Source organism: Bacillus sp. ISO11 (genome assembly GCF_003458115.1).
Classification (GTDB): Bacteria; Bacillota; Bacilli; order Bacillales; family Bacillaceae_G; genus Bacillus_A; species Bacillus_A cereus.
The window spans coordinates 59637-72884 of sequence record NZ_QXCO01000023.1 but is presented as its reverse complement, the minus strand read 5'-3'; the positions used below and the strand labels follow the sequence as shown (position 1 = coordinate 72884).

Below are 13248 nucleotides of genomic sequence, written 5' to 3'. Positions count from 1 at the left end.
CCTTTTTCGGTCACAATGCTATCCTTTAAGCGTATCCATTTCATCCACCTGAACTGTTGTACGATTACGATATAAAGCAATTAAAATAGCGAGTCCTACCGCCGCTTCCGCTGCCGCTACAGCCATCGTAAACAGTGAGAAAATTTGACCTGTTAAATTCGGAAATAAGCCTAATTTACTAAACGCTACTAAGTTTAAATTGGCAGCATTCAGCATTAATTCGATACAAACTAATACGATTACTGTATTCCGCTTTGTTAAAGCTCCAAATAGACCGATGCAAAACAAAATAATCGCAAGTGTTAAATATGCAGAAGCTGGAACGCTACTCATTGGAATCCTCCTCTTTCTCATCCTTTTTCGCAAGTACAATCGCGCCAACGAGTGCTACAAGTAAAATAACTGAAGTTAGTTCAAATGGGATAATATATTTTGAATAGAGAAGCGTACCGATTTGAAGTGTGTTGTTTTCATGGAGAGGTAAACTTCCTTGTGTGCTTTCATTTGCAAAATCAACATTATTAACAGCGAAATACATAACCGCTCCAAATGCTACAACTGCAAAGAAGATAATCCATTTTTGAAGAGTAAGACGCGATTCATTTTCCGCGTTATGTTTCGTTAACATAATGCCGAAAATCATAATAATTGTGATTGCACCAGAGTAAAGTAAAATTTGTGCAACGCCTATAAATTCGGCTGATAAAAGAAAATACAAACCTGCAATGCTGAGAAATGTCAGAACGAGAGCTAGCATCATGTGCATAACTTTCGTTAAGTTCAACATAAGAACACCGCCGATAATTGCAGACAAGGATAGTATAAAGAATGCTACAAACTCGCCATTCATGCCTTGTTCTCCTTCCTGACGTTTTCGTCGTTTTCGTCAAGCCACTGCAAATTTTTAAATAAGTCATCACGTGAATATTCCGCGAGTTCAAAGTTATTTGTCATGACAATTGCCTCTGTCGGACAAACTTCTGTACATAAATCACAAAGAATACAAATTTCAAAATTAATATCATACGTGTCGATAATTTTTCCTTTTTTCGTAGGATCCGGATGTTTCTTTCCTGTTAACTGAATACAGTCTGTCGGACAAATGTTAGAGCACTGATTACAAACAATACATTTCTCCGGATAAAATTTTTGAATTCCACGAAAACGGTCTGGCAACGGCAACGGTTGATTTGGATAATCATACGTTACCTTCTTCTTGCTCAAATTACTTAATGTATATTTTAATCCTTTAAATAGTCCTTTCATCTCTTACTGGCACCCCCCTCATAGATTAGAAGAATAACTCCTTAATCAATGCCGTTAAGAAAATATTTGCAAGTGCAATCGGCAATAATACTTTCCAACCAAACTCCATTAACTGGTCACCTCTTATACGCGGGAACGTAACGCGGAACCAAATTAATAGAAAGACTACACTGCTAAATTTCAAAGCAAACCATACGGCACCTGGGATAAATCCAAGAAACATGACTGGATTCCATCCGCCTAAAAAGAGCACTGTAATTAACGATGCCATTCCGAAGAAATATACGTACTCTGAAAGCATGAAAAACGCCCAGCGAAACCCTGAGTATTCCGTATGATATCCAGAAACAAGTTCTGACTCCGCTTCTGGCAAATCGAATGGCGTTCTATTTAACTCTGCAACTGCTGCGATTAAGAAAACGACGAAGCCAATTGGCTGTACGAAAATGTACCAAACCTTCTCCTGCGCCGCTACAATCTCATTTAAATTCAGGCTACCAGCTAGCAAAACGATACCAATTACACTCATTACGAGCGGAATCTCATAAGAAATCATTTGCGCCGCCGCACGCATCCCTCCTAAAAGGGAATATTTATTATTCGATGCCCATCCTCCAGTTACAACACCTATCGTCGTAATACCGGAAACAGCAATATAATAAAGTAGCCCGACTCCAATATCTGCAAATTGAAATTTATCAGTGAACGGGATAACTGCAAGCACCATAAATGCTGGTGCAAATGCAATGACAGGCGCTAATATAAACAGCGGTTTATCTGCTGCTTTTGGAATACTATCTTCTTTCAATAATAGTTTTAAAACATCAGCTACCGTTTGCAGTAAACCAAATCGGCCTCCAACCTGGTTTGGGCCAATCCGCCCTTGCATAAACCCCATCACTTTCCGTTCTGCCAAGATTCCATATGTAACGAAGCCAAGGACTGCAAATAGTAGAAGTACCGCTAATCCGAAAAAAATGAAGAAATTCGTCCAGCTTGAAGGTGATTGTAAGAGCGTCTCAATCATTAGCCATCAACCTCCCCAAGTACAATATCAACTCCACCTAAAATCGTAATTAAATTAGCGATGTTTTCACCTTTCAATAACTTTGGTAAAATTTGCAAGTTATAAAAAGATGGCCTACGAAACTTCAAACGGTACGGCTCTTTCTTTCCGTCACTAGCGATATAACACCCAATCTCTCCGCGCGGCGATTCGATACGTACAAATGCTTCTCCCTTAGGTGCCTTAATAATTTTTGGTACTTTTGCCAGCACAGCTCCATCTTTCGGGAACTGCTGAACCGCTTGCTCAACAATCTTTAAAGACTCCTCGATTTCTTGCATTCGGCAAACGTAGCGATCCCAAGCATCTCCCACGCTTCCAACAGGAATATCAAAATCAAAACGATCATAAATCGAATACGGCTCATCTTTGCGAAGATCCCAGTTTACTCCAGTGCACCGCAAATTTGCTCCGCTTAAAGAATACGAAATCGCTTCTTCCGCGCTATATATACCAACGCCTTTCACACGATTTAAGAAAATCTCATTACCGCTAACAAGATCATGATAACCTGCCAGTTGCTCCCTCATATACGGAACAAACTCTTCCACCTTTTCAATCCAACCATCTGGCGCATCCCACTTCACACCACCAACTCTCATATAGTTAAAAGTAAGCCGTGCCCCGCATAATTCATTTAATAAATTTATAATCATCTCTCGTTCACGAAACGCGTACAAAAACGGGCTAACCGCTCCTATATCAAGAAGATTCGTCCCCCACCAAACGAGATGGCTCGCAATTCTTCCTAGCTCCATCGCAAGTACTCGCAAGTATTCGGCACGCTCTGGAATTTCAAGCCCCATCATCGTCTCTACAGCATGGCAAATGACGTAATTATTCGTCATAGCTGATAAATAGTCCATTCGATCTGTATAAGGGATAATTTGCGTATACTGTAAGCTCTCAGCGATCTTTTCCGTCCCGCGATGTAAATACCCAATAACAGGTGTAGCTTCTTTAATAATTTCCCCGTCAATCTTAATTACGAGCCTGAACACACCATGTGTACTCGGATGCTGAGGTCCTACATTCAAAAGCATCTCTTCCGTGCGGATCATAGCTACACCTCCACATCATACGGTTCATAGTCTTTTCTAAGCGGATATCCTACCCAATCCTCTGGCATTAAAATACGTGTTAAATTCGGATGCCCTTTAAATATAATGCCGAGCAAATCGTATGCTTCTCGCTCCGGCCAGTCAGCCCCTTTCCAAAGCGCTGTCACAGATTCGACTTGCGGCGTTTCCCGGTCTAGCTTTACCTTCACCGCTACCGCTTGTTTCTTACTATATGAAAACAAATGAACATACACTTCCATATGTGTCACAAAATCCGTCGCATGTAGCTCTGACATATAATCAAAAGCAAGTCCCTCATGGAATCGCAGTGACTCCATCACTTCATAATATTTTTCGGGATCCACCACAAGAGTTGGCACATCCTTTGACAGTTTATTAATGTAGGAATCTACTAATGCACCCTCTCCTAACTTCTCCCTAATAGCCTCAACATACTGATTTAAATACGGCTGATTTACGGACAGTTCTTCCTGCTTCGGCTCATCCTCTTTCTTACCTTCAGCCCCCTTTGTCTTCGCTCTTGCAGCCGCTGCTGCTTTCGCTTTTGCCGCTGCAATTGCCTTTGCCTTTTCATCTCCCGAATCCCCATCACCTTGCGAGGCTTTCTGCTTCGCCAATGCTGCCGCTTTTGCCTTGGCCGCTGCCACCGCCTTCGCCTTGGCTTTCGCTTTTTCTTCTTCCGTTACTTCTTCTGTCCCTTCTCTTTTCTGCTTCGCTAACGCCGCCGCTTTTGCCTTGGCTTTCGCTTTTTCTTCTTCCGTTACTTCTTCGGTTCCTTCTCTTTTCTGCTTCGCTAACGCCGCCGCTTTTGCTTTTGCAGCCGCTGCTGCCTTCGCCTTGGCTTTCGCTTTTTCTTCTTCCGTTACTTCTTCTATTCCTTCTCTTTTCTGCTTCGCTAACGCCGCCGCTTTTGCTTTTGCAGCTGCTGCTGCCTTCGCCTTGGCTTTTGCTTTTTCTTCTTCCGTTACTTCTTCGGTTCCTTCTCTTTTCTGCTTCGCTAACGCCGTCACTTTTGCTTTTGCAGCCGCTGCTGCCTTCGCCTTGGCTTTCGCTTTTTCTTCTTCCGTTACTTCTTCTATTCCTTCTCTTTTCTGCTTCGCTAACGCCGCCGCTTTTGCTTTTGCTTTTGCTTTTGCAGCTGCTGCTGCACGTCGTTTTGCTTCTTCTATAGTAATATCATCTTTTTTTGGTAGCGCTTTCTCTTTTTCTTGATCTTCTTCCTCAAGCTCACTTATTTCCGCCTCGTGTTTCGCTACAAGGCGTTTTCTCGCTTCTTCTTTTGCACGCCTAGCTGCTTCTTTTTTCAGCTCCTCTAAATCTTTATTTGGATTGCTCATTTATTCGTCACCTGCTTCCCGGTCTTTGCTTCGTAACGAATTTTTTCTTTTAATTTATTAATTCCATAAATTAAAGCAGCTGGATTTGGGGGACAACCAGGAATATACACATCAACTGGTACAATTTGGTCTACACCTTTCACAACAGCATATGAATTTACATACGGACCACCTGCTGTTGCACAAGATCCCATCGCAATAACCCATTTCGGTTCGGGCATTTGATCATATAAGCGCCGAACAATAGGAGCCATCTTCTTCGTTACCGTTCCCGATACAATCATGACGTCCGATTGCCTTGGTGAAGTCCGAAAAAATGACCCAAATCGATCTAAATCATAATGTGATGAGCCTACTCCCATCATTTCAATTGCACAGCACGCCAGTCCGAATGTCATCGGCCATAAAGAATTGCTCCTCGCCCATCCTTTCAACTGTTCCAATGTAGAAAAAAAGATATTTCGTTCTAATTCTGCTCGCTCATTTGGATGTAATTCCTCAAAATTTATAACCATTGTAACACCTTCTTTTTCCAAGCATACGCTAATCCAACTAGCAACATTACAACAAAGATGAGCATTTCAATTAATGCAAATAAACCTAGCTTGTCATACGCAACAGCCCAAGGATATAAAAATAAAGTTTCTACATCAAAGATCACAAACAATAAAGCGAAAATATAATAACGAGCATGAAACCGAATATTTGCATCATGAAAAGGCTCAATTCCACTCTCATACGTCGTCGCCTTTGCTGCACTTTGTTTATTTGGGCGCAGCATCCTTCCTAATGTAAGAGCCACTACCGGCAGCAATATACCTAATAGCAAGAAAATCAAAACGATCATATAACTATTTTCATATACACTTGCCATTGTGAAACCCTCCCCCCTAAATTAAGAACAAGTTCACATAGTAAACAATATGTCCTAGTTGCAGTAATTATTATTTTTAAATTTTTCTAAATAATGCAACTATTCTAATCATTATAGCAAACTTCAAATTCCTATGTCGATATGTTGGGAGACAGAAACAAGAATTATTAAAATCTATCTTTACAACTTGCTATAATTGTGCAAAATAAATATAAACTTATATATGCTTTTCAAGAAACCGTAGGTGATATAAATGAAAAAACAAACACATGTAAGTATTCTTATAAGCATTGTATTGCTGTCTATAACGCTTCACTATGTAGCGATGCCTTTTCTATATGAATACTCATTTCCTTTTCAGCTATTAATCGGAACGAGTACCCTATTAATTGATATTATCGCTTGTAGTTATATAATTTACTTTTCAAACATGAAAGAAGGGCTATCTCGTTTATTTTGGATCATATTATCTGTTGGAGCTCTCTCTTATTTTATCGGTGATATAGTCGTTGCCTATCAGCGTTTAATTGTAAAAGACTTCTATACGTTCGTTGATCCATCTGACTTTTTTTACTTACTTTTTTTATTTAGCATTACGTTTGCCTTTCTATACGAAATCATTTACAACCGAGATTTATTAGAAAAACTTTTTATGCTATGTGATATTTGTATTATCGTTACAGCCCAATTTACTTTAAGTTACTACTTACTTATTGAACGAACTATTCACATCTTTACAACATCCTATATCGACATATTTGTTCAACTTACCTATCCAATGGCTGATTTACTCTTTCTCTTAATAGGAATCAACCTTTTATTCAAACCACTATCCTTATTACCTAAAAAGGTCGGTGCACTTCTTGGCAGTGCTTTAATTTTATATGCTACTACAGATGCGATTTATGCGTATATAAAATACTTCATACCAGAGTATTCTATGTTTACAGTTACTCCTTTCTATCAAGTAACCTTAGTACTAGTAGCAATCGCCTGTATTCTCCATACAAAAAAGCCTGAAAAACAAGAACAAGTACTACTAACACCTAAAATTGGTGAATCAATCCGATTATCATTACCGTATATTTCGGTAGTAATGCTTATTGTTTTCATATTAGTTGAATACGTTTTTGCGCCTATTATAGTAATCGGACTTATAATAACTTTCTCTTTCGTTCTCATACGTCATAGTTTAGTTCGAAAACAAAATAAAATCTTATTGCTAGCTCAAATGCAATTCAACTCAGAACTCGAGAAACAAATTAAACTACGTACAGAAGATTTAGTAGAACAGAAAAATGAACTCTATCATAATCAACAAATGTTTAAATCTTTATACGAGCATCATCCAGATCCAATCTTCACATTAGATTTGTACGGTAATTTTCTCAAAGTAAATAACGCTGGTACTACTTTACTCGGTTATCAAACGAATGAATTATTAAACCAGCCTTACTATTCACTCATATACGAAGAAGATTTAGAAGAAATGATTAACGCCTTTCATCGCGTGAAAAAGGGGTATTCTATCTCTTTAGAAATACGGGCGTACCATAAAAACAGAGATACTTACTACTTGCACGTTACCGCCGTACCGATCTTTTTAAAGGAGAAAATTTCTGGGGTTTATTTAATGATTAAAGATATTACGGAAAGCAAACAACAACAAGAACAAATTAATTTCCTAGCATACCATGATACTTTAACAGAGCTTGCAAATCGACGTGCATTTCATCAACATTTAGAACAGGCAATTGCACGAGCAAAAATATCGAAAAAGCCTTTTGCTGTTATGTTTCTCGACCTAGACCGTTTTAAAGTTATTAATGATACCCTCGGTCATCGAGTAGGAGACCTATTGCTCATCGCAGTAGCAAAAAGGCTCGAAAGAATAGCAACATCAAATATGAAACTCGCGCGGCTAGCTGGGGATGAGTTCACAATCCTTATCGAGAATTACAAAAAAAAGCCAGATGTCCAAAAAATAGCTGATAGGATTGTAGCGGCCATGAATGAGCCATTTGAAATCGAAAATCAACATTTACAAATCTCACCGAGCATCGGAATTGCAATATATCCTGAAGCAGGTGAAGATGCGCTATCCATTTTGCAGCATGCTGATATGGCCATGTACGAAGCAAAGAATAAAGGAAAAAACGGTAGCTCTCTTTACACGAAAGAACTATATAAAAAAATGGAACGAAAAGCTCGAATTGAAAAAGATTTGCCAATCGCTTTAGTAAACAAAGAATTTTATCTCGTTTATCAACCACAAATTGATACGACAACAAATAAAATTATCGGTGCTGAAGCTTTAATACGTTGGAAACACCCACTATTAGGTGACATTTCACCATGTGAGTTTATTCCAATTGTAGAAGAGACGCCACAAGTAGTCCCACTTGGACATTGGGTATTACAAGAAGCTTGTCTCCAATTAAAAATATGGCATACCTTTGGCTACCAAAATTTAAAAATAAGTGTTAATTTATCCGCAAAAGAATTCCGGCAAGATCAATTAATCGAAAACATTTCACAAATATTAAACGACGTGCAAGTCGATCCAAAATATGTAACACTTGAGTTAACAGAAAGAATTGCAATGATTGACGAGAAAGAAACGTTATTGAGACTGAAGCAATTAAAAGAATACGGTATCCAAACTTCCATTGATGACTTCGGTACTGGGTACTCTTCTCTTGCTTATTTATCAATTTTTCCAATCGACACATTAAAAGTACCGAGAGAATTTACACAATTAGCTGATCATCGTCCTGAAGAACGAGCCATCGTTTCTACAATTCTTTCCCTCGCGAATACTTTAAATCTTTCAGTCGTCGCCGAAGGAATTGAAACCGAAAAACAACTTAAGTTTCTGCAAAAACATAACTGTAAATATATGCAAGGTTACTATTTCAGTAAACCACTTACTAGTAATCAGTTTATAAAGTTTCTACAAAAAACCCCCAGTATGAACAAATAATTCATACCGGGGGTTTTTTAGTGCTAAATATTTTTCTCATAATATTCTTCTGCAATCTCTTCGTAAAAAGCTGCAGATGTCGTATAGAAATATGGAATTAACCATAAGAATCCAATCCCTAACGTAATACAACTTAATATAAACCAGCCAATAAAACTTAAACATAAAATGAAATACTCCATCTTATGTCCATCCATCATACGACGACTTTCTGTAATAGCTTGGTTCAGTGAATACTCAGGATGATCGTTTATAATAAAGTATGTCATCGCATAAGAAAATGATTTAATAATACCTGGAATAATGAACAATAACGTCCATAAGAAAAGATAAAGATTTACTAATAAATATAATAAAAATGATTTTAGAAATCTCTTTCCCTCTGAAAACCAAATGAATATATTACCGATACTAGCTTGCTTTTCACGAAGGATATTTAAACCAAGGTAATATCCACCTAAAGTTAACGGTCCAGTAACGAAAAATGTAAGAATATTCATTGAAATTGAACCGTTTGTTTTTTGCCAACCGAAAATTAAAGAAAATCCCCAATCAACACTAAAATCAAAAGCTGTGATAAGAATTGAAATGAGTAGTGTAGCCCCAACAGCTAATCCCCATTTCCCTTCTAATGAATCTAGTGCTTCTCCTTTTAAATCACTAATCATGCGTAGCCTCGCCTCCTATACACAATAATTCTATTAGTATAGCATGTTCCTATTGAAATTCACCTTTTGAAATATAGCGATAAAAGTGTGCTGTCGTCGTACTCATATACGGACTAAACCAAAGAAATCCTATTCCAAAAGTAAGAAGCGCTAAAATAGCCCATCCTATGAAGCTCAGCCATAAAAGAAACAAATCTAACTTATGACCCTTCATAAGATTCTTACTTTCCTTCATCGCCTGCGAAACACTATATTCTGGATTTTCAATCATCACATAGTACGTCAGTGCATAAGAAAAATACATCACAATCATACCAACAATTGAAATTGCTAATAGTACGAAGAAAGCTATTGCAAATGACGTATTCCCTTCTTCACCTAACAATGCAAATAAGCCTATTAACAGCATCGGAATCCATGTACCTGTATATAACAAAATCGCAAGCATTGCCCACATTGTTTTCATCATTCTTTTAAAGCCACGAAATCCTTCAAATAAGTAATCTACTTTAGCATCTTCTCGTTTACTAATCTGTAAAAATACATTTGTATAACCATATGACGTGATCCCATACGATGCGTTACTCAAAATTATTATAATGCAATAAAAAATTCCAAAGGTAATACCTGCTCCAATTGACATCGTTTCCTCTTCAAATGATCCAGTTAAGCTTGCAACTGAGAGAAATATAATAATTCCTGGAATTAATAGTATAAGCATTGCAGCCATCGAAACGACATAACTTAAAATAAAATATAAAATTGTTGATCCAACACCTAGTCCCCATTTTCCCTTTAAAGAGTACAATGCTTCTCGCTTCATTTCACCAATCATTGATTCATCCCCTTTATGAAATATAAATTGTTGTACACTTCTACTTATACAAGCATCAATATAATTATACCAGTTTTGTAAAATTATCCATAAAATACACAAAAAAAATCCGTAAAGGCAAAGCCCTTACGGATTTTTTTACTTCATATCGGAAACGTTTAAACGGTTCACGGCACGTTGTAATGCCATTTCTGCACGTTTAAAGTCAACATGTGCTTGTTTATCTTGCAGACGTTGCTCAGCACGACGCTTCGCTTCATTTGCGCGATGGATATCGATATGGTTTGCTTCTTCAGCAGATGATGATAATACAGTTACTTTATCTGGACGAACTTCGATAAAGCCACCGCTTACTGCTACATAATCAGTGTGTCCACCATTTTTCAGACGAACTGCACTAATTTTTAATGGTGCAACAGTTGGAATGTGACCTGGTAAGATCCCCATTTCCCCACTCTCTGCTTTTACACTTACCATTTCTACTTCTTTTTCGTAAACCGGTCCATCAGGAGTTACAATACTGACTGGAAATGTCTTCATACTTCGTCCCTCCTAAGGCCTTACGCCATCATTTTCTTCGCGTTTTCAATAACTTCTTCAATGCCACCTACTAAGCGGAATGCATCTTCTGGAAGGTCATCATATTTTCCTTCTAGAATTTCTTTGAAACCACTAACTGTATTCTTTACAGGTACGTAAGAACCTTTTTGACCTGTAAACTGCTCAGCTACGTGGAAGTTTTGAGATAAGAAGAATTGAATACGACGAGCACGATGTACAACTAACTTATCTTCTTCAGATAACTCATCCATACCTAAGATAGCGATGATATCTTGAAGCTCTTTATAACGTTGTAAAGTTTGCTGTACTTGACGAGCTACTTCATAATGTTCTTCTCCTACAATTTCTGGAGAAAGTGCACGAGATGTAGATGCTAATGGATCTACGGCTGGGTAAATACCCATTTGCGTTAAACGACGCTCTAAGTTTGTTGTTGCATCTAAGTGAGCGAACGTTGTAGCTGGTGCTGGGTCAGTATAGTCATCGGCTGGTACATATACCGCTTGGATAGACGTGATAGACCCTTTATTTGTAGATGTAATACGCTCTTGTAATTGACCCATTTCTGTTGCAAGTGTTGGTTGGTAACCTACCGCAGATGGCATACGACCAAGAAGGGCAGATACTTCAGAACCCGCTTGCGTGAAACGGAAGATGTTATCGATGAACAGAAGTACGTCTTGTCCTTGCTCATCACGGAAATGCTCAGCCATTGTTAAACCTGTTAATGCAACACGTTGACGTGCTCCAGGTGGCTCGTTCATTTGTCCGAATACCATCGCAGTTTTCTTGATTACGCCAGAATCGCTCATTTCGTGGTATAAGTCATTACCCTCACGAGTACGCTCACCTACACCAGCGAATACAGAGATACCACCGTGCTCTTGTGCGATGTTGTTAATTAATTCCTGAATTAATACTGTTTTACCTACGCCGGCACCACCGAATAGGCCGATCTTACCACCCTTAATGTAAGGAGCAAGTAAGTCTACTACTTTAATACCAGTTTCAAGAATTTCTACTTTAGTAGATAATTCTTCGAATGCAGGTGCTTGACGGTGAATTGGATCACGATGTACATCTGCAGGAACCTCACCATCTAAGTCAATTGCATCACCTAATACGTTAAATACGCGACCAAGTGTTACATCACCAACTGGTACAGAGATTGGTTTACCAGTATCTTCTACTTCTGTGCCACGAACAAGTCCATCTGTGGAAGACATTGCAACTGTACGAACTGTATCATCACCTAAATGAAGTGCAACTTCAAATGTTAAGTTAATACTTCCGTTTTCGTTGCTTTGTTTTACCGTAAGGGCGTTGTAGATTTCTGGTAGCTTTCCGCCATCAAACTTAACGTCTACAACCGGACCCATGATTTGCGTAACGCGCCCTTTATTCATCGGGTTCCCTCCTAGCTTTCTTTTAATTAGCCAACTTTCTACGAGCAGCTAGCTTTTAATTTTTTATTGGTTTATAGCTTACGCGACTCTTTTGACAGAGCCGCTTCCGCTTTTTAATACTATTCTAACGCTGCTGCTCCACCAACGATTTCCGTAATTTCTTGCGTAATCGCTGCCTGACGCGCACGGTTGAATGAAAGTGTAAGTGAATCGATAACTTCCATTGCGTTGTCTGTAGCACTCTTCATTGCTGTCATACGCGCTGCGTGTTCACTTGCTTTACCGTCTAGTAATGCACCGTACACTAAGCTTTCTGCGTATTGTGGCAATAGTACTTTTAAAATTTCTTCTTCAGAAGGTTCGAATTCATAAGCTGTCGTCGGTTTGTCAGACGCCACATCAGTAAGCGGTAAAATTTTATTTTCCGTTACCTCTTGTGAAATTTTACTTACGTAATGGTTGTAGTAGATGTACAGCTCATCATAAGCACCATCTGCAAACATCGCAATTGCTCGAGAAGCAAGGTCTTTAATATCAGTAAATGATGGGTGGTCAGATAATCCAACTACTTCATCAATAATGTTAAAGCCGCGACGTTTTAAATAATCACGTCCTAGTCGTCCAAGCACAATAATAGAATATTGGTTTGAATCCATATTATGACGTTCACGAATTACGTTACTTACTGTACGTAATACGTTACTGTTATAACCACCTGCTAGTCCGCGATCAGACGTAATAACGATGTATCCTGTACGCTTTACAGGACGCGCATTTAGCATTGGATGATTAATCCCTTTGCTTCCTTGCGCAATGCTCGCTACTACTTCTTGAATCTTTTCCATATACGGAACGAAAGATTTAGCATTTTGCTCTGCACGGTTTAACTTAGATGCAGATACCATCTCCATCGCTTTCGTAATTTGACTCGTTTTCTTTGTCGAGTTAATCTTCGCTTTTATATCGCGTAAAGATGCCACAGGTTTTCACCACCTTTTTTCCGGAAGTTGGCACGATTAGTAAGAATCCTCTTCCTAATCTACGTTGCAAGATATTCTTGCTCATGATTGAAGGAAAAGAATAGGTGCACCTACTCTTTTCCTTTACATGACCTTTAGCAATCTCAGAGCCCGAGATGCCTTTTATATATACTATCTAGCTCCAGCGGCT

General features: G+C 38.6%; 14 protein-coding genes. 1 reads left to right on the top strand and 13 read right to left on the bottom strand.

Annotated features, from left to right (window positions below; genetic code table 11):
* Positions 1-18 precede the first annotated feature (18 nt).
* From nuoK to nuoA, 8 genes are read right to left on the bottom strand one after another with little or no spacing between them, the layout of a single operon-like run.
* A complete protein-coding gene (gene nuoK / locus D1166_RS21745; RefSeq protein WP_000100079.1) occupies positions 19-333 on the bottom strand; it encodes an NADH-quinone oxidoreductase subunit NuoK in 315 nt (104 codons plus the stop codon).
* Positions 326-850 (bottom strand): NADH-quinone oxidoreductase subunit J, encoded by a 525-nt coding sequence (locus D1166_RS21740; protein WP_087965176.1) that lies wholly within the window; start codon positions 848-850, stop codon positions 326-328. The genes nuoK and D1166_RS21740 overlap by 8 nt, the downstream gene beginning before the upstream one ends.
* The gene (gene nuoI / locus D1166_RS21735; protein ID WP_000677191.1) at positions 847-1266 is read right to left on the bottom strand and encodes an NADH-quinone oxidoreductase subunit NuoI; all 420 of its coding nucleotides are present in this window, start codon (positions 1264-1266) and stop codon (positions 847-849) included. Before nuoI ends, D1166_RS21740 begins: the two co-directional genes overlap by 4 nt.
* 25 nt (positions 1267-1291) lie before the next feature.
* Positions 1292-2293: an NADH-quinone oxidoreductase subunit NuoH gene (nuoH, locus tag D1166_RS21730; RefSeq protein ID WP_000573426.1), complete on the bottom strand. Its 1002-nt coding sequence runs from the start codon at positions 2291-2293 to the stop codon at positions 1292-1294.
* Positions 2293-3393 (bottom strand): NADH-quinone oxidoreductase subunit NuoD, encoded by a 1101-nt coding sequence (gene nuoD, locus D1166_RS21725; protein ID WP_000621434.1) that lies wholly within the window; start codon positions 3391-3393, stop codon positions 2293-2295. The genes nuoH and nuoD overlap by 1 nt, the downstream gene beginning before the upstream one ends.
* A 2-nt stretch (positions 3394-3395) precedes the next feature.
* The gene (locus D1166_RS21720; protein WP_118043425.1) at positions 3396-4751 is read right to left on the bottom strand and encodes an NADH-quinone oxidoreductase subunit C; all 1356 of its coding nucleotides are present in this window, start codon (positions 4749-4751) and stop codon (positions 3396-3398) included.
* Positions 4748-5266, bottom strand: coding sequence for an NADH-quinone oxidoreductase subunit NuoB (nuoB, locus tag D1166_RS21715; RefSeq protein WP_000236331.1), 519 nt, complete (start codon positions 5264-5266; stop codon positions 4748-4750). The genes D1166_RS21720 and nuoB overlap by 4 nt, the downstream gene beginning before the upstream one ends.
* Positions 5257-5625: an NADH-quinone oxidoreductase subunit NuoA gene (nuoA, locus tag D1166_RS21710; protein ID WP_098327105.1), complete on the bottom strand. Its 369-nt coding sequence runs from the start codon at positions 5623-5625 to the stop codon at positions 5257-5259. Before nuoA ends, nuoB begins: the two co-directional genes overlap by 10 nt.
* Positions 5626-5878: 253 nt before the next feature.
* Here nuoA and D1166_RS21705 point away from each other — a divergent pair, with 253 nt between their 5' ends.
* Positions 5879-8608 (top strand): putative bifunctional diguanylate cyclase/phosphodiesterase, encoded by a 2730-nt coding sequence (locus tag D1166_RS21705; RefSeq protein WP_098327104.1) that lies wholly within the window; start codon positions 5879-5881, stop codon positions 8606-8608.
* Between the two features lie 23 nt (positions 8609-8631).
* Here D1166_RS21705 and D1166_RS21700 read toward each other — a convergent pair whose 3' ends face one another.
* The 5 genes from D1166_RS21700 to atpG all read right to left on the bottom strand — a co-directional run bounded on the left by D1166_RS21700 (position 8632) and on the right by atpG (position 13058).
* Positions 8632-9276, bottom strand: a complete 645-nt coding sequence (locus tag D1166_RS21700; RefSeq protein ID WP_098327103.1) for a DUF975 family protein — start codon at positions 9274-9276, stop codon at positions 8632-8634.
* 49 nt (positions 9277-9325) lie between these two features.
* Positions 9326-10111 carry a DUF975 family protein gene (locus D1166_RS21695; protein WP_000578829.1) on the bottom strand — a complete coding sequence of 262 codons (786 nt, stop codon included), beginning with the start codon at positions 10109-10111 and terminating at the stop codon, positions 9326-9328.
* Between the two features lie 138 nt (positions 10112-10249).
* Positions 10250-10651: a F0F1 ATP synthase subunit epsilon gene (atpC, locus tag D1166_RS21690; RefSeq protein ID WP_000847211.1), complete on the bottom strand. Its 402-nt coding sequence runs from the start codon at positions 10649-10651 to the stop codon at positions 10250-10252.
* Positions 10652-10671: 20 nt separating this feature from the next.
* A complete protein-coding gene (atpD, locus tag D1166_RS21685) occupies positions 10672-12078 on the bottom strand; it encodes a F0F1 ATP synthase subunit beta (protein WP_001032593.1) in 1407 nt (468 codons plus the stop codon).
* Between the two features lie 119 nt (positions 12079-12197).
* A complete protein-coding gene (gene atpG / locus D1166_RS21680; protein ID WP_000157696.1) occupies positions 12198-13058 on the bottom strand; it encodes a F0F1 ATP synthase subunit gamma in 861 nt (286 codons plus the stop codon).
* Positions 13059-13248 lie beyond the last annotated feature (190 nt).